The sequence below is a fragment of the Variovorax sp. OV084 genome (assembly GCF_900111625.1).
In the GTDB taxonomy this organism is placed as follows: Bacteria; Pseudomonadota; Gammaproteobacteria; order Burkholderiales; family Burkholderiaceae_C; genus Variovorax.
The window spans coordinates 52,574-71,860 of sequence record NZ_FOII01000008.1; the positions used below are offsets into that span (position 1 = coordinate 52,574).

The 19,287-nt window shown below is 67.5% G+C and carries 18 protein-coding genes; 16 read left to right on the forward strand and 2 right to left on the reverse strand.

The window, feature by feature from the left end; translation table 11 throughout:
• Window positions 1-14: 14 nt before the first annotated feature.
• On the reverse strand, window positions 15-1,043 hold the full coding sequence (locus BMW87_RS20555) for an AraC family transcriptional regulator (RefSeq protein ID WP_093056753.1): 1,029 nt from the start codon (window positions 1,041-1,043) through the stop codon (window positions 15-17).
• 142 nt (window positions 1,044-1,185) lie between these two features.
• Here BMW87_RS20555 and BMW87_RS20560 point away from each other — a divergent pair, with 142 nt between their 5' ends.
• The 10 genes from BMW87_RS20560 to yfcF all read left to right on the forward strand — a co-directional run bounded on the left by BMW87_RS20560 (window position 1,186) and on the right by yfcF (window position 13,267).
• Window positions 1,186-2,358 (forward strand): isovaleryl-CoA dehydrogenase, encoded by a 1,173-nt coding sequence (locus tag BMW87_RS20560; protein ID WP_093056752.1) that lies wholly within the window; start codon window positions 1,186-1,188, stop codon window positions 2,356-2,358.
• A gap of 17 nt (window positions 2,359-2,375) precedes the next feature.
• Entirely contained in the window at window positions 2,376-4,046 is a 1,671-nt protein-coding gene (locus BMW87_RS20565) for an AMP-binding protein (protein ID WP_093078340.1), read from the forward strand.
• Complete coding sequence (locus BMW87_RS20570; protein ID WP_093056750.1) at window positions 4,043-5,665, forward strand: carboxyl transferase domain-containing protein; 1,623 nt, start codon at window positions 4,043-4,045, stop codon at window positions 5,663-5,665. The genes BMW87_RS20565 and BMW87_RS20570 overlap by 4 nt, the downstream gene beginning before the upstream one ends.
• Before the next feature lie 114 nt (window positions 5,666-5,779).
• Window positions 5,780-6,883, forward strand: a complete 1,104-nt coding sequence (locus BMW87_RS20575; RefSeq protein ID WP_093078341.1) for a hypothetical protein — start codon at window positions 5,780-5,782, stop codon at window positions 6,881-6,883.
• Window positions 6,880-8,031: a dienelactone hydrolase family protein gene (locus BMW87_RS20580; RefSeq protein WP_093078342.1), complete on the forward strand. Its 1,152-nt coding sequence runs from the start codon at window positions 6,880-6,882 to the stop codon at window positions 8,029-8,031. Before BMW87_RS20575 ends, BMW87_RS20580 begins: the two co-directional genes overlap by 4 nt.
• Entirely contained in the window at window positions 8,028-8,828 is an 801-nt protein-coding gene (locus BMW87_RS20585) for an enoyl-CoA hydratase/isomerase family protein (RefSeq protein WP_093078343.1), read from the forward strand. Before BMW87_RS20580 ends, BMW87_RS20585 begins: the two co-directional genes overlap by 4 nt.
• A gap of 25 nt (window positions 8,829-8,853) precedes the next feature.
• Entirely contained in the window at window positions 8,854-9,528 is a 675-nt protein-coding gene (locus BMW87_RS20590; protein ID WP_093078344.1) for a DUF4126 domain-containing protein, read from the forward strand.
• A complete protein-coding gene (locus BMW87_RS20595; RefSeq protein ID WP_093078346.1) occupies window positions 9,521-11,524 on the forward strand; it encodes an acetyl-CoA carboxylase biotin carboxylase subunit in 2,004 nt (667 codons plus the stop codon). The genes BMW87_RS20590 and BMW87_RS20595 overlap by 8 nt, the downstream gene beginning before the upstream one ends.
• Before the next feature lie 69 nt (window positions 11,525-11,593).
• Window positions 11,594-12,577 carry a DUF4349 domain-containing protein gene (locus BMW87_RS20600; RefSeq protein WP_093078348.1) on the forward strand — a complete coding sequence of 328 codons (984 nt, stop codon included), beginning with the start codon at window positions 11,594-11,596 and terminating at the stop codon, window positions 12,575-12,577.
• 57 nt (window positions 12,578-12,634) lie between these two features.
• Window positions 12,635-13,267, forward strand: a complete 633-nt coding sequence (yfcF, locus tag BMW87_RS20605; protein ID WP_093078349.1) for a glutathione transferase — start codon at window positions 12,635-12,637, stop codon at window positions 13,265-13,267.
• A 15-nt stretch (window positions 13,268-13,282) separates the two neighbouring features.
• On the opposite strand, the gene BMW87_RS20610 is transcribed toward yfcF, so the two are convergent.
• On the reverse strand, window positions 13,283-13,597 hold the full coding sequence (locus BMW87_RS20610; RefSeq protein ID WP_093056743.1) for an EthD family reductase: 315 nt from the start codon (window positions 13,595-13,597) through the stop codon (window positions 13,283-13,285).
• 94 nt (window positions 13,598-13,691) lie between these two features.
• Between BMW87_RS20610 and BMW87_RS20615 the strand changes: the two genes are divergently transcribed.
• The 6 genes from BMW87_RS20615 (at window position 13,692) to BMW87_RS20640 (ending at window position 19,280) form a co-directional block, all read left to right on the forward strand.
• Window positions 13,692-14,612: a 2-hydroxyacid dehydrogenase gene (locus BMW87_RS20615; protein WP_093078350.1), complete on the forward strand. Its 921-nt coding sequence runs from the start codon at window positions 13,692-13,694 to the stop codon at window positions 14,610-14,612.
• 89 nt (window positions 14,613-14,701) lie between these two features.
• Window positions 14,702-15,451 (forward strand): IclR family transcriptional regulator, encoded by a 750-nt coding sequence (locus BMW87_RS20620; protein WP_093078352.1) that lies wholly within the window; start codon window positions 14,702-14,704, stop codon window positions 15,449-15,451.
• Window positions 15,448-15,843 (forward strand): cupin domain-containing protein, encoded by a 396-nt coding sequence (locus tag BMW87_RS20625; RefSeq protein WP_093078353.1) that lies wholly within the window; start codon window positions 15,448-15,450, stop codon window positions 15,841-15,843. The genes BMW87_RS20620 and BMW87_RS20625 overlap by 4 nt, the downstream gene beginning before the upstream one ends.
• A 28-nt stretch (window positions 15,844-15,871) precedes the next feature.
• Window positions 15,872-16,888 carry a Bug family tripartite tricarboxylate transporter substrate binding protein gene (locus tag BMW87_RS20630; protein WP_093078355.1) on the forward strand — a complete coding sequence of 339 codons (1,017 nt, stop codon included), beginning with the start codon at window positions 15,872-15,874 and terminating at the stop codon, window positions 16,886-16,888.
• On the forward strand, window positions 16,885-18,114 hold the full coding sequence (locus BMW87_RS20635; RefSeq protein WP_093078356.1) for a CaiB/BaiF CoA transferase family protein: 1,230 nt from the start codon (window positions 16,885-16,887) through the stop codon (window positions 18,112-18,114). Before BMW87_RS20630 ends, BMW87_RS20635 begins: the two co-directional genes overlap by 4 nt.
• Window positions 18,111-19,280: an acyl-CoA dehydrogenase family protein gene (locus tag BMW87_RS20640; protein WP_093078358.1), complete on the forward strand. Its 1,170-nt coding sequence runs from the start codon at window positions 18,111-18,113 to the stop codon at window positions 19,278-19,280. Before BMW87_RS20635 ends, BMW87_RS20640 begins: the two co-directional genes overlap by 4 nt.
• Window positions 19,281-19,287: the final 7 nt, after the last annotated feature.

The window sequence follows — 19,287 nt, forward strand, 5'->3', positions numbered from 1 at the left end:
CCAAACGCCCTCCGCTACAGCCCCTGCTGCCGAAAGTCGCGAGGCGCATGCCCCGTCCACTGCAGGAACGCCCGCGAAAAACTCTTCTCGTTGCGAAACCCCACGGCCAGCGCCACCTGCTTGACAGGCCGCGTGGTGCGGCGCAACAGGTCGACAGCCATCTCGTGGCGCACCTCGTTCTTCAGCGCCTGCAGCGAGGTGCCTTCCTCGTGCAACTGCCGGTGCAGCGTGCGGCTCGATACGTTGAGCAGCCCGGCCAGCGCCTCGGCGGTGGTGGCCTCGCTGGCGCGCGAACGCAGCAGTTCGCGCACCCGCTGGCCCAGCAGGCGGTCGCGCCGGTACTGCAGGATTGTGAGCGGCAGTGCGCGCCTGAGCATGGTGCGCAGCGCGCGTTCGTCTCGCTGCAAGGGCAGAGCGAGATAGCGCTCGTCGAAACTGATGCCCGCCTGCGGCGCGTCGAAGCGCACGTCTGGCGTGAACATCAGCGGATAGGCGTCGCTGTGCGGCGGCGCGGCAAACGGAAAGCTCGCGTGTCGCAGCGAGATGCGCGAGTCGATGGCCCAGCACATGTAGCCGTGCACGAAGCGCAGGGTGGTCACCAGGCAGAACTCGCGGAAGGCGTCGTCCAGCGGGACGTTCTCGGCGATGCGCAGCGTGGCCATGCCGCCGGCCACTTCGAGCGACAGGCCGATGTCCTCGGTCAGCAGCCGGTGGTGGCGGCACCAGCGCTTGATGGCCACGCCCAGGTCGGGCGAGCTCAGGGAGGCGCGGCACAGCAGGCCGTAGGTGCCCCAGGGCAGGCGCCGCGAGAACCAGCCGAGTGTTTCGTCGTCGAGCTCCTGCATGGCGTGGCCCGACAGCACCTCGAACTGCGCGGCCGTCACCCGCGCGCCCGGCCGGGCCAGTTCGCGCGGCGTGATCTGTGCCGCCTTCAGGGCCTCGGCAGGGTCCATGCCGTAGCGCTCGTAGCCCTGCACGATAGCTCTCACGAAGGCCATCGGCGTTACGGCGCGGGCGGGTCTGAGGAACGACGGGGGCGACATGGTGCAGCGGATCGGTCGTGGCGTGATTTGCAACCATTGTGGCGCCAATTGCGGCACGGCGAGGCGTAAGCTGCGATCTTTCGCAAGCGCCATCCAGCGCGGGTGGCATTGCGCGCAGACCCCTTCAGAGGAGACAAACCCCATGCACGATCCCGGCCTGAACTTCGACCTGGGCGACACCATCGACTCGCTGCGCAGCGCCATCCAGGACTTCGCCGCCAACGAAATCGCGCCGCGCGCCGCCGACATCGACCGCGACAACCTGTTCCCGCACGACCTGTGGAAGAAGCTCGGCGACCTCGGCCTGCACGGCATGACGGTGAAAGAGGAATTCGGCGGCACCGAGCTGGGCTACCTGGCCCACATCGTGGCCATGGAAGAAGTCTCGCGCGCCTCGGCCTCGGTGGGCCTGTCTTACGGTGCGCACTCCAACCTGTGCGTGAACCAGATCCACCGCAACGGCAGCGACGCGCAGAAGAAGAAATACCTGCCCAAGCTGGTGAGCGGCGAGCACGTCGGCGCGCTGGCCATGAGCGAGCCCAACGCCGGCTCCGACGTGGTGAGCATGAAGCTCAAGGCCGAGAAGAAGAACGGCTACTACGTGCTCAACGGCGGCAAGATGTGGATCACCAACGGCGGCGACGCCGACACGCTGGTCATCTACGCCAAGACTGAGCCCGAGATGGGCGCGCGCGGCATGACGGCCTTCATCGTCGAGAAGAACTTCAAGGGCTTTTCCGCTGGCACCAAGCTCGACAAGCTCGGCATGCGCGGCTCCAACACCTTCCCGCTGTTCTTCGACAACTGCGAAGTGCCGGAAGAGAACGTGCTCGGCGGAGAAGGCCAGGGCGCAAGGGTGCTGATGAGCGGCCTCGACTACGAACGCGCAGTGCTCTCGGGTGGCCCGCTGGGCATCATGGCTGCGTGCATGGACGCGGTGCTGCCCTTCATCCACGAGCGCAAGCAGTTCGGCCAGAGCATCGGCGAGTTCCAGCTCATGCAAGGCAAGCTGGCGGACATGTATTCGACGTGGCAGGCGACGCGTGCGTACGTGTATGCCGTGGGCAAGGCCTGCGACCGCAACGACCATGCACGCACTTTCCGCAAGGATGCGGCCGGCGCCATCCTGTACTCGGCCGAGAAGGCAACGTGGATGGCCGGCGAGGCGATCCAGGCGCTGGGCGGCGTTGGCTACACGAAGGACTTTCCGGTCGAGCGGCTGTGGCGCGATGCCAAGCTGTACGAGATCGGCGCGGGCACCAGCGAAATCCGCCGCATGCTGATCGGCCGCGAGCTGTTCTCCGAAACCGCCTGAAGGAAGGACGCATCGCCATGGCGCTCTTGACCCAAAGCTTGGCGCAAGGCGCCACCGATGTCCCCCTCATCGAACAACCCATCGGCGACTTCTTCGACGACATGGTCGGCAAGCAGCCCGACCGCGAGGCGCTCGTCAGCCGCCACGAAGGCCAGCGCTACACCTACCGCGAGCTGCAGGCCGAATCGAACAAACTCGCCAGCGCACTGCTGAACCTCGGCCTCGCGCCCGGCGACCGCGTGGGCATCTGGTCGCACAACAACGTGGCGTGGGTGCTGATGCAGATCGCCACCGCCAAGGTCGGCCTGATTCTCGTCAACATCAACCCGGCCTACCGCACCTCCGAGCTTGAGTACGCGCTCAACAAGGTCGGCTGCAAGGTGCTGGTGACGATGGCGCAGTTCAAGACCAGCGACTACCTCGGCATGCTGCGCGAACTGGGCCCGAAGCGTGTGCCGCAACTGGCCCACACCTTCTGGATCGACAAGGCCGGGCAGGGGGGTGAGCAGCCTGGCATGCAGCGCTTCTCGCAACTGCTCGCAAGCGGCGATGCCAGCGACCCGCGCATCGCACAGGTGCAGAAGACGCTGAAGGCCACCGACCCCATCAACATCCAGTTCACCAGCGGCACCACGGGCTTTCCCAAGGGCGCGACGCTCACGCACCGCAACATCCTGAACAACGGCTTCTTCATCGGCGAGTGCATGAAGCTCTCGCCCGCCGACAGGCTGTGCATTCCAGTGCCGCTGTATCACTGCTTCGGCATGGTGCTGGGCAACCTGGCCTGCCTCACGCACGGCTCGGCCATCGTGTACCCGAACGACGGCTTCGACCCGCTCACCGTGCTCGAGACCGTGCAGGCAGAGAAGTGCACCGGCCTGCACGGCGTGCCCACCATGTTCATCGCCGAGCTCGACCATCCGCGCTTCAAGGAGTTCGACCTGTCGACGCTGCGCACCGGCATCATGGCCGGCTCGCCTTGCCCCATCGAGGTGATGAAGCGCGTGGTCAGCGAGATGCACCTGAGCGAGATCACCATCGCCTACGGCATGACCGAGACCAGCCCCGTGAGCTGCCAGAGCAGCACCGACACGCCGCTGGACCGCCGCGTATCGACCGTGGGCACGGTGCAGCCGCACCTCGAAGTGAAGATCGTCGACCCCGAGACCGGTGCCGTCATGCCGCCCGGCCAATCGGGCGAGCTGTGCACGCGCGGCTACTCCGTCATGCACGGCTACTGGGACGACGAGGCGAAGACCCGCGAGGCCATCGACACCGAGCACTGGATGCACACCGGCGACCTCGCGACCATGGACGGCGAGGGCTACGTCAACATCGTCGGCCGCATCAAGGACATGGTGATCCGCGGCGGCGAGAACATCTACCCGCGCGAGATCGAAGAGTTTCTGTACCGCCACCCGAAGGTGCAGGACGTGCAGGTCGTCGGCCTGCCTGACAAGAAATACGGCGAAGAGCTGTGCGCCTGGATCATCGTCAAGCCCGGCCAGAGCGCCACCGAAGAAGAAGTGCGCGAGTTCTGCAAGGGCCAGATCGCGCACTACAAGGTGCCCAAGTACATCCGCTTCGTCAGCGAGTTCCCGATGACGGTGACCGGCAAGATCCAGAAATTCAAGATCCGCGATGCCATGACCGAGCAACTCGGCCTTAGCCAAGAAAAAACAGCATGAGCCAACTCGAAACCAAACTCAACGCCCGCTCGGCGGACTTCCAGGCCAATGCAGCAGCCATGCGCGCGCTGGTCGATGACCTGCGCACGCAGTTCGCGAAGGTAGAGCAGGGCGGCGGCGAGGCCGCGCGTGCCAAGCACACCGCACGCGGCAAGCTGCTGCCGCGCGATCGCGTGGCCGAGCTGCTCGATCCGGGCACGCCCTTTCTTGAAATCGCGCCGCTGGCCGCGCATGCGATGTACCTCGACGCCAAGGGGGCCGAGTCGGCGCCGGGCGCCGGCATCATCGCGGGCATCGGCCGCGTGAATGGCGTCGACTGCATGATCGTGTGCAACGACGCGACGGTGAAAGGCGGCACCTACTACCCGATGACGGTGAAAAAGCACCTGCGCGCGCAGGAGATCGCCGAGCAGAATCGCCTGCCCTGCATCTACCTCGTCGACTCGGGCGGCGCCAACCTGCCGAACCAGGACGAGGTGTTCCCCGACCGCGAGCACTTCGGCCGCATCTTCTACAACCAGGCCAACATGAGCGCCCAGGGCATTCCGCAGATCGCGGTGGTCATGGGCTCGTGCACGGCCGGCGGCGCGTACGTGCCGGCGATGAGCGACGAATCGATCATCGTGAAGAACCAGGGCACCATCTTCCTGGGCGGCCCGCCGCTCGTGAAGGCGGCCACGGGCGAGGTCGTGACGGCTGAAGACCTGGGCGGTGGCGACGTGCACACGCGCCTGTCGGGCGTGGTCGACCACCTCGCGCAGAACGACCTGCATGCGCTGGCGCTCGCGCGCTCGGCGGTGGCCAACCTCAATGCGAAGGCGGCCGAGGCCCCGGCCAAGGCCGAGGTGCGCGCGCCCGCTTTCCCGCGCGAGGAGCTCTACGGCGTGATCCCCACCGACACGCGCAAGCCCTTCGACGTGCGCGAGATCATCGCGCGCGTTGTCGACGGCAGCGAGTTCCACGAGTTCAAGGCGCGCTTCGGCGCCACGCTGGTCTGCGGTTTTGCCGAGATCGAGGGCATGCCCGTGGGCATCGTCGCCAACAACGGCATCCTGTTCAGCGAGTCGGCGCAGAAGGGCGCGCACTTCATCGAGCTGTGCTGCCAGCGCAAGATTCCGCTGGTGTTCCTGCAGAACATCACCGGCTTCATGGTGGGCCGCAAGTACGAGAACGAGGGTATCGCGCGCCACGGCGCCAAGATGGTGACGGCAGTGGCTACCGCCAACGTGCCCAAGTTCACCATCATCATCGGCGGCAGCTTCGGCGCCGGCAACTACGGCATGTGCGGCCGCGCGTACAGCCCGCGCTTCCTCTGGATGTGGCCCAACGCACGCATCAGCGTGATGGGCGGCGAGCAGGCCGCAAGCGTGCTGGCCACGGTGAAGCGCGACGGCATCGAACTGAAGGGTGGCAGCTGGAGCAAGGAAGAGGAAGAAGCCTTCAAGGCGCCGATCCGCCAGCAGTACGAAGACCAGGGGCACCCTTACTACGCCACGGCGCGCATCTGGGATGACGGGATCATCGATCCGGCGGATACGCGGCGCGTGCTGGCGCTGGGGCTTGCGGCGGCGCGCAATGCGCCTATTCCAGAGCCGAAGTTCGGTATCTTCCGCATGTAAGCCGGCATCCGCCGGCTTCGAACAGGAAGTAATCCCATGATCTCGAAATCCCTTGGTGCAAGTCAGCTGGGAGTCGGCTTTTTCATGCTTGCCGCTTGCCTTGCGACATTGGCCATGCCCGCGCTCGCCCGAGATACGCGGCTGGTGCTGCCGATCTATCCGGTGATGCAGCAGCCCGCCACGCGCGAGGCCATCGGCAACGACGTGCAACTTCGCTTCGCGGCCACGCCGCAGCCCCTGGTGTCGCAATCGCAGATGCTCAAGGCCGAAAGCTATGCCCGGCCTTACTCCGCCACGCAGCGCTACGTCGACGGCCGGCCGGTAATCCGCAGCGACGAAGAGACTTGCCGCGAGGCGATGCGCAATACGCTGGTGGCGCTGGCCCAGGCGGCGCGGGCACGCGGCGTGCACACGGTGACGCAGGTCGAAAGTTTTTATGAAGGCGCCGTGCTGCCGACGCCCGGTGCCTATGAATGCCATGCGGGCACCGGCAGCGCTGAAGTGCATCTGCGAGGCGTGGCGGGGGGCGATGGCGGCACGGTGGCGACAGCAGGTGTTGCGGTCGACGACGTCGATGCCGTTCCGGGGTTGAACGCGGAAGGCCGTGCGGCGTATCAGAAATTCCTGCAGGCCAAGCCGCCGCGGGTCCTCGTCCTCCGGCGGACTGGCGACGGTTCCTGGGTCCACTGGGCCGATGGCCTGGTGCCGCGTGACATCAACCGGCCCTCGGATCCGAGGCAGCGGGCGCTGGAATACTGCACAGAGCGCCACCAGGGCGAGTGCATCGTCTATGCCGTCGACTACGCCGTGGTCTACCAGAAGCAGGCCCCGGGCGTGCCCGTGGAGCAGGCCGCGGCCGCGGTGGCGGCCCCATCGGGCCTTGCCGTCAATCGCTACAAGCTGCCGGCCGACAGCCATTTCGCGGACGTCAACGACGCATCGATCGTGCCCGTACGGGATGCGAGCCGCGACAGGTACCTCCGGTTTCTCACCATGCCGATGCCGCGCGCCTTCGCGATTGCATCGGACGGCACGGCGGCCCTCGCCTCCGGCAGCGCCGCGATGGCGGACGTCCTGAACACCTGCGAGCGCGAGGGCAAGACTTGCTGGCTCTACGCCGTGGACGACCGCGTGGTGTGGCAGCGCGATCTGCGCCAGCGCATCGGCCGCGTCAATCAGCTCTCCAGGCTTCCGCAGGAGGCGAGCAGCACGCAATGACCCGCCTCCAGGCACTCGGTTTCCATGCTGCGGCGATCCTGCTCGGATTCGCAGTGGCTGCCATGGCTTGCGCGCCGGTTTTTGCAGCGGCCGCCTTGCCGGAGTCGGTGGTGATGGTGCCGAAGAAGTCGGGCCTGTTCACGACCGAACTCGAAACCACGATCTACCAGCCCGATGGCGCGGGGCCGTTCCCGATCGCGGTGATCAACCACGGCAAGGCCGGCGGCGATCCGCGCTTCCAGGGCCGCTACCGGCCGCTGGGCGCGGTCCGCTTCTTCCTGGCGCGCGGCTATGCGGTGGTGGTGCCGATGCGGCAGGGATTTTCCAGATCCACCGGCAGCTACATCGGCGGCGGATGCAACGTGGAGAGCAACGGCCGCGAGCAGGCCGGCGACGTGGCGGCGGTGCTCGACTACGTGACGGCGCAGCCTTGGGCCGACAAGTCGCGCATCGTGGTCGCAGGCCAGTCGCACGGCGGCTGGACTACCTTGGCCTTCGGTACGCTGAGCTATCCAGGCGTGAAGGGGCTGGTCGACTTCGCCGGCGGCCTCAGGCAGGAGCAGTGCGTGGGCTGGCAGCAGGGCCTGATCGGCGCGGCCGGCAGCTACGGCAAGGAGACGAGCGTGCCCTCGCTCTGGTTCTACGGCGACAACGACAGCTACTTTCCGCCCTTCGCATGGAAGGGCATGCACGAGAGCTACACCGCCGCGGGCGGCAAGGCACGGCTGATCGCCTTCGGCGTCTTCGGCGGCGACTCGCATTCGATGTTCGGCGCCGCCGATGGCGCGCGCATCTGGCAGCCGGAGGTTGCGAAGTTCCTGCGCGAGATCGGCCTGCCGGACGAGCCGCGCGCGGAGTTCGCACGCTACGAGGCCGAGCCGCCGATGCCCCCCAGCGGCTACGCGGCAATCGATGCCGTGGAGCGCGTGCCGGACCAGAGCGAGGCCTCGCTCAACGCCTACCGCGTCTTCCTGGGCAAGGCATCTCCCCGTGCCTTCGCCGCCAGCGCGCAAGGCGGCTGGGGCTCCGCATGGGGTGGCGAAGACCCGCGAGGCCGCGCGATGGAAAGCTGCGCCCGCAAGGCCACCGCCGGCGGATGCCAGCTCTACGCAGTCGACGGCAACGTCGTCTGGAAAGCGACACCATGAACGAATACACCAAACTCCAGCTGAGCCTCGACGGCGCCATCGCCCGCATCTGGCTTGACCAGCCCGATGCGCGCAACGCCTTCGACGACATCGTCATCGCCGAACTCACGCGCGCCTTCACCGAGGCTGGCGCCGCGCCTCAGGTCAAGGCCGTCGTGCTGGGCGCGAACGGCCCGGCCTTCTGCGCGGGCGCGAACCTCAACTGGATGCGCCGCATGGCCGACTACACGCGCGACGAGAACATCGCCGACGCGGGCAAGCTGGCCGAGATGCTGCGCACCATCGCCGAGTGCCCCAAGCCCACCATCGCACGCGTGCAGGGTGACGTGTACGCGGGCGGCATGGGACTGGTGGCGGCCTGCGACATGGCGGTGAGCGTCGACACCGCCTGGTACTGCCTGAGCGAAGTGAAGATCGGCCTCGTGCCCGCGACCATCAGCCCCTACGTGCTGCGCGCGATGGGCACGCGCGCCTCGCAGCGCTACTTCCTCACGGCCGAACGCTTCACCGCGGCCGAAGCGCATCGCATCGGCTTCGTGCATGAAGTGGTGGCCGCCGACGCGCTCGAAGCCAAGGTCGACGAGCTGCTGAAGGCGCTGACCGGCGCCAGCCCGGCGGCGGTGCGCGCCTGCAAGAAGCTGATCGCCGACGTGGCGGGCCGCGAGATCGACGATGCGCTGATTGCGCAGACCGTCGAAGGCATCGCCGACATCCGTGCCAGCGACGAAGGCCGCGAAGGCGTGCAGGCCTTTCTGCAGAAGCGCAAGCCCTCGTGGCTCGAAGCGAACAAGTCCTGAAGCCCCATCCTCCGGAGGTCGCGCCATGAACACCAGCCTCGACATGCCCCAGCTGATCGCACTGGCCGCCGCCATCGGCTGGGCCAGCGGCGTGCGGCTCTACCTGGTCGTGCTGCTGACCGGAGTGGTGGGCTATTTCGGCTGGGTGCCGCTGCCGAGCGGGCTGCAACTGCTGGCGCATCCGGTCGTGATCGCGGCCAGCGGCTTCATGGTGTTCATCGAATTCTTCGCGGACAAGATTCCCGGCCTCGATTCGCTGTGGGACGTGGTGCACACGGCCATCCGCATCCCGGCCGGCGCGGCGCTCGCGGCCAGCGTGTTCGGCGCCGACCATGGCGCGATGGCCGTCGTCGCGGCGCTGGTGGGCGGCAGCTTCGCGGCCACGGCGCATGCGGCCAAGGCCACGACGCGCGCGGCCATCAACACATCGCCCGAGCCGTTTTCTAACGTGGGCGCTTCGCTGGTCGAAGACACGATGGTGCCGGCGGGCCTGTGGCTCGCGGTGGCGCATCCCTTCGTCTTTCTCGTGCTGCTCGTGCTGGTGCTTGTGCTGAGCGTGTGGCTCATCCGCAAGAGCTGGCGTTTCCTCAAGGCGCTGTTCGCCCGCGTGGCCCGCATCTTCAGCGGCCGACCCGATCCGGGCGTGGTGCCCGCGTTCCAACTGAAAAAGAATCCTCCGGGAGACACTCCGAATGTTTAAGAAGATCCTGATCGCCAATCGCGGCGAAATCGCTTGCCGGGTTGCCGCGACGGCGCGCCGCATGGCCATTCGCACGGTCGCCGTGTACTCCGATGCCGACGCGCATGCCAACCACGTTCGCGCCTGCGACGAGTCTGTGCACCTCGGCGGCAGCGCCCCGAAGGACAGCTACCTGCGCTGGGAAAAGATCCTCGAAGCCGCCAAGGCCACGGGCGCCGAAGCCGTGCATCCGGGCTACGGTTTCCTCAGCGAGAACGAAGAGTTCGCGCAGGCCTGCGCCGACGCGGGCCTGGTCTTCATCGGCCCGCCGCCCTCGGCCATCAAGGCGATGGGCCTGAAGGCCGAGTCGAAGCAGCTGATGGAAAAGGCCGGCGTGCCGCTGGTGCCGGGCTACCACGGCCACGACCAGAACCCGCAGCTGCTGCAGCGCGAGGCCGATCGCATCGGCTACCCGGTGCTCATCAAGGCCAGCGCGGGTGGCGGCGGCAAGGGCATGCGCGCGGTCGACAAGGCCGAAGACTTCGCCGCTGCGTTGGCCTCGTGCCAGCGCGAGGCCATCAACAGCTTCGGCGACGATGCGGTGCTGATCGAAAAGTACGTGCAGCGCCCGCGCCACATCGAGATCCAGGTGTTCGGCGACACGCACGGCAACTACGTCTACCTGTTCGAGCGCGACTGCTCGGTGCAGCGGCGCCACCAGAAGGTGCTCGAAGAAGCGCCCGCGCCCGGCATGACCGAGGCGATGCGCAAGCAGATGGGCGATGCCGCCGTGGCTGCGGCGCGCGCCGTGAACTACGTGGGCGCTGGCACGGTGGAGTTCATCGTCGAGCAGCGCGAGGGCGGCGAGATGAACTTCTTCTTCATGGAGATGAATACGCGCCTGCAGGTTGAACACCCGGTGACCGAAGCAATCACCGGCCTCGACCTCGTCGAATGGCAACTGCGCGTGGCATCGGGCGAGACGCTGCCCGCGAAGCAGCAAGAGCTGCAGATCCACGGCCATGCCATCGAGGCGCGCATCTGCGCCGAGAACCCCGACAACAACTTCCTGCCCGCCACCGGCACTTTGCGCGTGTACCGCAAGCCGCAGGCGACGGCCTTCCAGCGCAGTCGCGTGCGCATCGACGATGGCGTGCGCGAGGGCGGCGAGATATCGCCCTTCTACGACTCGATGATCGCCAAGCTCATCGTGCACGGCACCACACGCGAAGAGGCGCTGGCCCGGCTCGACGCCGCGCTGGCGCAGGTGCAGATCGTGGGCGTGTCGACCAACGTGCAGTTCCTGCGCGGCATTCTGGCGACGGAGTCGTTCTCGAAAGCCAACCTCGACACCGCGCTGATCGAGCGCGAGCGCGCCGTGCTGTTCGACCGCGAAGCGCTGGGCCTGCCACTGGCGACCGCTGCCGCGATCACGCGCACGCTGGTCACCGAACGGCCGATTGGCGTGCCCGACCCCTTCGAACGCCGCGACGGCTGGCGTTCGCACGGCGAATACCTGCGCCGCTTCGACTTCGAATTTCGCGGCGCCGAACAGATCGCCCTGCTGACTTACAAGCGCGACGGCAGCCTGTGGCTCGAAGCCGGCGGCGCCGAAGGCCCGCTGGTGGTCGGGCAGTTCCCGTTGGGTGAGTTCGAGGTCGAGTTCGCGGGCAACCGCCAGACGCTGGACGTGCACCTCGACGGCGCCACGGCCCACGTGTTCGCTTCGAAGGGCGCCACGAAGATCACCGCCATCGATCGCCTCGCCCACGCTGGCGACACGCAGGCCGAAGGCGGCCGGCTCACTGCGCCTATGCCGGGCAAGGTCGTGTCCTTCGCGGTCAAGGCCGGCGACAAGGTCAGCCGTGGCCAGCCGCTGGCGGTGATGGAGGCCATGAAGATGGAGCACACCATCGCAGCGCCGGCCGACGGCACGGTGGAAGAGCTGATGTTCGCGCCGGGCGAGCAGGTGGCCGAAGGCGACGAACTGTTGCGAATGGGTGCTGCGGCCGCCTGAAAAAACTTAACCCCGTTCCGGGCGCCTGCCCGTATCAGCTGCGGTAGTCATCATTCAAGGGAACTCTCCATGACCTATCGCACGCCTTCCGGTTCGCCCCGTTTCCTCTCTGCCCGCCACCGCGCGGGCATCGTCCTGTTGGCCCTGGCGGCCGCGCTGTCGCTCGCCGGTTGCGACCGCAGGAACAACGAGACTGCCGCGCTTGCCGAGCCGGCCTCGCCGCCGCCCGCGCCCATGCAGGCTGCAGCTGGCTATGCCGGTGGCATGGCCATGAGGAAGGAGGCGCGGATGCGTTCCGCGGAACCGGCCTCCGCACCGTCGGCCACCGACCAGTCGCAGGACAACACGCCGCTGCAGCGCTTCCTGGCCGTGCGGCAGGACTTGAACGTCGAAGTGCCGGCCGAGCAACTGGCCGACGCCTGGGGCAAGGTGCGCGACCTGTGCGGTTCGCTGAAGTGCGAGCTGCTGTCTTCTTCCCTGTTGCGCGAGACGCCGCAACAGCCCGGCAGCGCCATGCTCGAGATGCGCGTGGAACCCGCCGATGTCGACAAGCTGCTCGGCGGCCTGGCCGGCGTGGCGAACGTGGTCTCGCACACCACCACCAGCGAGGACAAGACCGCCGAGGTGATCGACGTCGAGGCCCGCATCAGGAACCGCACGGAGTTCCGCGACAGCCTGCGCACGATGCTGCGCGACACCGTCACCAAGCGCACCATGGCCGACCTGCTGGCCATCCAGCGCACGCTGTCGGACACGCAGGCCGAGCTCGACGCCATCGCCACGCAGCGCAAGGTGCTGGCGCAGCAGACCAGCAAGCAGCACATCCAGATCCAGTTCACGCCCAGGCGCGCGCTGGTGAGTGGCAGCGATGGGTACAGCCCGATGGGGCATGCGCTGCGTAACGCGGGCTCGGTGCTGGCGGAAAGCGTGGGCTCGCTGATCACCTTCGTCGCGGCGGTGCTGCCGTGGCTGGTGCTGGTGGTGCTGCCGATGGGATGGCTGGTGCGCGTGCTGTGGCGTCGTCGCCGCGCCACAGCCAGGGAAGCCAAGTAAGTAAGATCGCGGGAGGGTCGGTTTGAGGCCCTTTTTCTTACGCAGGAGCCTTTCTCGATGCCGGATCCGCTACGTCTCTACGTGGATGCCCAGTTCACCAGCCCCTATGCCATGTCGGTGTTCGTGGCGCTGCATGAAAAGCAGCTGGACTTCGACTTGTCCCCCGTCGACCTTGGGGCGCTGGAGCACCGGGCGGCCGGCTTCTCGCAGCTCTCGCTGACGCAGCGCGTGCCGACGCTGGTGCACGGCAACTTCTCCCTGTCGGAGTCGTCCGCGATCACCGAGTACATCGACGAGACCTTCGCGCAGGGAACGGCGCTGTACCCGGCCGAGCCGCGTGCCCGAGCCCGCGCTCGCCAGCTGCAGGCCTGGCTTCGCAGCGACCTGATGCCGATCCGCCAGGAGCGCTCGACCGAGGTGATCTTCTACGGCCCGGCGAGCGCACCGCTGTCGGCGGTGGCGCATCAGTCGGCGAAGACGCTCTTCCAGGTGGCGCAGGCGCTGCTTGCTGATGACGCGGAGAACCTGTTCGGCGAGTGGTCCATCGCCGACGTCGACCTGGCGCTGATGCTGAATCGCCTGGTCATGAACGGAGACGCCGTGCCGCAGCGGCTGGCGTCGTACGCGGACCGGCAGTGGCAGCGGCCGTCCGTCCAGAGCTGGGTGGCGCTGGAGCGGCCGCTGCGCTGAGGGCGAGGCGGCCCGTCAGCCCACCACCACTTCGCTGATCTGTATCACCGGCGCGATGTCGGTGTAGTTCTTCACGTCGCCCCTGATCTCCTTCGCGTGCGGACCGAACGCATTCTGGAAGGCCTCGACCGATTCGGCGAACACATGGCACATGGCGACGTAGGTGGGCGCGGAGTCCGGTGCGCCGCCGGTAAGGCCCTTGTCGATGGTGTACGAGAGGCATGCGTCGCCCATGCGGGCCTTGATCAGGGGCATGTGCTTTTCGCGGTAATAGTCGTGATCGAACCGTGCGCCGGGGGCGTGGGGATACATCACGCTGAATTTGATCATGTAGGGGTCTCCTGAGGTGAGCGTTCGAGGATAGGAGATGGCCAGTGCCCGCACAAGCCGAGGGCGACGCGGGCGCGACCTAAGATGCGTGCCCATGCGAATCACCGTCTACCTCACCGACAACCGCCCAGACCCCTGGATCGAAGGCCTGAAGGCCGAACTCCCCGACGCCGTCATCGAAGCATGGAAGCCCGGCGCGCCGCAGGCCGACCATGCCGTGGTCTGGGCGCCGCCGCAGGAGTTTTTCGATGAGCAGCCCAAGCTGCGCGGCATCTTCAACATCGGCGCGGGCGTCGACGCGCTGCTCAAGCTCAAGGTGCCGGCGCACACGCGCATCGTGCGGCTCGACGACGCGGGCATGTCGGTGCAGATGGCCGAGTACGTCTGCCACACGCTCATTCGCCATTTCCGCGAGTTCGACGCCTACGAGGCCGATGCACGCGAAGGCAAGTGGAGCTACCGCAAGCCGAAGCTGCGGCGCGACTTCCCGGTCGGCATCATGGGCCTGGGCGTGCTCGGCGAGCGCGTGGCCAAGGCCGTGGCGCAGTTCGAGTTTCCGGTGCTGGGCTGGAGCCGTTCGCCAAAAGAGATCGACGGCGTGCGCGTGTTCAGCGGCGAGGCGCAGTTCGACGAGTTCCTGTCGTCCACGCGCGTGCTGGTCAACCTGCTGCCGCTGACCGAGGCGACGCGCGGCATCCTCAATCGCAACACGCTGGGCAAGCTGCGGCCCGAGGGCTATCTCATCAGCATCGCGCGTGGCGGCCATCTGGTCGAAGACGACCTCATTCCGATGCTCGACGCGGGCCAGCTCGCGGGCGCGACGCTCGATGTGTTCCAGGTCGAGCCGCTGCCGGCGGAGCATGCCTTCTGGCGGCATCCCAAGATCACCGTGACACCGCACGGCTCGGCGCGCACGCTGCGCGAGGAGTCCATCACCCAGATCGCCGGGAAGATCCGCGCGATGGAGCAGGGCCTGCCGGTCGCCGGCGTGGTCGATCCCGCGCGCGGCTACTGACGGCGCAAGCTGCGTCAGGCCCGCCGGAATAGGGCGCGGGCAGGGGAAACCCCGAAGCGCAAGTTTTTCACAAGTATGAAAATCTTTTCATGACTGTGAAAACCGCGTTTCGGGTGATCGAGATCGTCGAGCTCTTCGCCCGCGAGAAGCAGCCGCTGGCGCTGTCCGAGATGGCGCGCCTGCTCGACATGCCGGTGTCGAGCTGCCTGGGCCTGATCCGTACGCTCGAAGAGCAGGGCTACATGTACGAAACCGGCCGCCGCCAGGGCTACTACCCGACGGGCCGGCTGCTTGCGATGGCGCAGGTCATCGCCGCCCACGACCCGGTGCTCGACCGGGTGAAGGCCACGCTCGAGGAACTGCGCGACGCCGCGCGCGAGACGGTGGTCTTCGCCAAGTTCCGCGATGCGGGCCTGGTGGTCTACCTGGAAGTGCTGAGCGCGCCGCAGAGCATCCGCTACACGGCCGAGTCGGGCGAAACGCGCCCGGCCTACGCCAACTCGCTGGGCCGCGCGCTGCTGTCCACGCTCGACGCCGAAGCGCGCCGCAAGCTGCTGGGCGGCATGACGCTCGCGCCGCTGACCGATGCCACGCTCACTACCGCCGACGCCATCGAGGCCGAGCTGCAGCGCTCCGCCGCGCGCGGCTGGTACGGCAACCTCGGCGAAAGCATTCCCGACCTGATCGGCCTGGCCTGGCCGCTGCGCATCGGCGGCGAGGCCTATGCCATCTCGGTTGCAGGCCCGCGCTACCGCATGGAGGCGCGCATCGAGGAGATCGCCGCAATGCTGCGCTCGGCCTGCCTCGCCATCGAACCCAAGACAGAAAGCCCCCGATGACTGCAACGACCGCTGCCCCACGCTACTTCATCCGCGAGGACGAGATCGCCGGCTACCACCCCGCCAACCACACCGGCACGCTGAACAAGCGCCTGATCGGCCCCGAGACCGTGGGCGCCAGGCAGCTCGAAGTGCTGGTCGGCCACATCCAGAAGGGCAAGGGCGCGCTGCCGCATGCGCACCCGGGCATCGAGCAGGTCTGCTACATGCTCGAAGGCCGCGCGGTCGCCGAGGTGGGCGGCCAGCGGCAGGAGCTTCACCCCGGTGACAGCTGCTTTTTTCCGGCCGACGCGATGCACACCTTCACGGTGGTGAGCGACGAGCCGGTGCGCGTGCTGGTGATCTACAGCCCGCCGTACGAGGAATCGCCGGAGCGCGTGATCCGGCCCTGAACCGACACAACAACCGGAGACAAACCACATGCAGACGACGAAGAACGCGACAGGTCAAACGGTCGCGGTGGCGAACCGCCGCCGCTTCATTTCCATCGGCGCGGCCGCGGGGCTTGCCGGCACCGTGCCATGGGCCTTCGCGCAGGACGGCTACCCGAAGCAGCCGATCAGGCTCGTCGTGCCCTTCGCGGCCGGCAGCGGCACCGATGCGGTGGCGCGCATCACCGGGCAGATGCTCGGCGAGGCGCTCAAGGCCTCGGTCATCGTCGACAACAAGGCCGGCGCCAACGGCGTCATCGCGGCCGAGTTCGTCGCCAAGGCGCCGCCCGACGGCTACACGCTGTTCATGACGACCAACACCACGCACTCGGCCAACCCGAGCCTGATGAAGTCGCTGCCCTACGACCCGGTGAAAGACTTCGCGCCCGTCAGCCGCATGGGCAACCTGCCGTTCATGCTGGTGGTCAACAACGACCTGCCCGTCAAAAGCGTGGCCGAGCTGCTGGCCTGGGGCCGCGCGCACCCCGGCAAGCTGACCTATGCGAGCGGCAACAGCACCGGCATCGTGAGCGGCGCCACGCTGTCGCGCATGAGCGGCGTGCCGATGCTGCACGTGCCCTACAAGAGCACGCCGCCTGCAATTGCCGACCTGATCGGCGGGCAGGTGTCGATGATGGTGGTCGACCTCGCCGCGGGCCTTGCCACGGTGAAGGCCGGCAAGATGCGCGCGATTGCCGTCACCACGCAGGAGCGCACCAAGCTCTTTCCCGAGCTGCCGCCGCTGGCCGACACGCCGGAGCTGAAAGGCTTCGACATCACTTCGTGGAACGGCGTGTTCGCGCCGTCCGGCACGCCGCGCGATATCGTGCTGAAGCTCAACAAGGCGCTGTCCGAGATGGCGAACGGCGCGGCCTTCCGCGAGCGCGTGGCGAAGCTGGGCTTCGATGCCTTCGGCAGCACGCCGGAAGAGCTGGGCGCGTTCACCGTGTCGGAGCTTGCGAAGTGGAAGAAGCTGATCCAGGCCGCGGGGATCCAGCCCGAATGAGTGCGACCGGACCTCTGGAGGGCATCCGCATCCTCGACCTCACGGCCGTGGTGATGGGGCCGTATGCAACGCAGACGCTCGGCGACCTCGGCGCCGACATCATCAAGGTCGAGCCGCCCGGCGGCGACAACCTGCGCGCCGTCGGCCCGATGCGCCACCCGGGCATGGGCGCGATGGCGATGCACCTCAACCGCAACAAGCGCTCCATCGTGCTCGACCTCAAGCAGCCCGAGGGGCGCGAGGCCTGCCTGAAGCTGGCGGCGGGGTGCGATGCGCTGATCTACAACACGCGGCCGCAGGCGATGGCGCGGCTCGGGCTGGGCTATGAAGCCGTGGCCGCGGTCAACCCGAAGATCGTCTACCTCGGCGCCTTCGGCTATGGCGAGCAGGGGCCCTATGCCGGCAAGCCCGCCTACGACGACCTCATCCAAGGTGCAGCAGGCGTTGCCTCGCTGTTCGCGCAGCAAAGCGGCGGCGCGCCGCGCTACGCACCCGTCACGCTGGCCGACCGCGCCGTCGGCCTGCAAGCCGCCATCGCATTGCTCGCCGCCGTGCTGCATGCCCAGCGCACCGGCAAGGGCCAGGCCGTCGAGGTGCCCATGTTCGAAGCCCTGTCGCAGTTCGTCATGGGCGACCATCTCGGCGGCCACAGCTTCGAGCCGCCGCTCGGCCCCACCGGCTATGCGCGCCTGCTCGCACCGCATCGCAAGCCCTACGCCACGGCCGACGGCTACCTCAGCGTGCTCATCTACAACGACAAGCACTGGCAGGCCTTCTTCGATGTGATCGGCCGGCCCGAGCTGCGCAGCTCGCCGATGTTCGGCACCCATACGGCGCGCGCCGCGAACATCGGCGCGGTCTATGCCTTCGTGGCCGAGGTGATGGCCACGCGCACCAGCGACGAATGGTTTGCCGCGCTCGATGTCGCGGACATTCCCGTCGCGCGGCTGCACAGCACCGACAGCCTGCTCGACGACCCGCACCTGCGCGCCGTCGGTTTCTACCCCGAACTCGACCATCCGACCGAGGGCCGCATCCGCACCCTCGCGCCGGTCGGTCGCTACAGCGCAACGCCCACCGCCATCCGCCGCCCCACGCCGCGCATCGGCGAGCAGAGCGTGGAGTTGCTGCGCGAAGCGGGCTACGGCGACGAGGCCATCGAACGCATGCTCGAAAGCGGCGTCACGCTGCAACCGGACCCATTGAAGAAAGACGGCGAAGAATGAATTTCTCCCTGAATGAAGACCAGCGCTCGCTGGTCGCGGCCATCGAACGCCTTTGCGAAGACTTTCCCGCCGACTACTGGCGCGACCACGACGACCGTGCCGTGTTCCCGCACGAGTTCCACCGCGCCGTGGCCGAGAGCGGCTGGCTCGGCATCGCCATGCCCGAGGCGCAGGGCGGCGCGGGGCTCGGCATCACCGAGGCGGCGCTGATGATGCGCGCCATCAGTGCATCAGGCGCAGGCATGTCGGGCGCGTCGTCGGTGCACATGAACATCTTCGGGCTCAACCCGGTGGTGGTGTTCGGCAGCGAGGAACAGCGCCAGCGCTTCCTGCCGCCGCTGATCGCCGGCAAGGAGAAAGCCTGCTTCGCCGTGACCGAGCCCGACGCGGGGCTCGACACCACCAGCCTCAAGACGCAGGCGGTGCGACAGCCGAACGGCAGCTACGTGCTGCATGGCCGCAAGATCTGGATATCGACCGCGCAGGTGGCCGACCGCATGCTGATCCTCACGCGCACCACGCCGCTCGACCAGGTGAAGAAGCCCACGCAGGGCCTCACGTTGTTCTACACACCGCTGGACCGCAGCAAGGTCGAGGTGCGCGAGATCCACAAACTGGGCCGTGCGGCAGTCGACTCGAACATGCTCTTCATCGACGGGCTCGCAGTGCCGGAAGAAGACCGCATCGGCGAGGAAGGGCGCGGCTTCGAATACATCCTGCACGGCCTCAACCCCGAGCGCATATTGATCGCGGCGGAAGCCATCGGCATCGGCCGCGCGGCGCTGCGCATCGCTTCGCAGTACGCACAGGAGCGTGTCGTGTTCGGCCGGCCCATCGGCCAGAACCAGGGCGTGGCGCATCCGCTGGCGCGGGCCTGGGCCAACCTGGAGGCCGCAGATCTGATGATGCTCAAGGCCGCCACGCTGTACGACGCGGGTGAGCCCTGCGGCATCGAGGCCAACGCCGCCAAGTACCTCGCGGCAGAAGCGGCGCACGATGCCTGCCAGAACGCCGTGCTCACGCTGGGCGGCATGGGCTATGCGAAGGAATATCACGTTGAGCGTCTGCTGCGCGAGAGCTACATTCCGCGTATCGCACCCGTTAGCCCGCAGATGATCCTGAACTTCATCGCCGAAAAAGCGCTGGGGCTGCCCAAGTCGTACTGATCCGCAC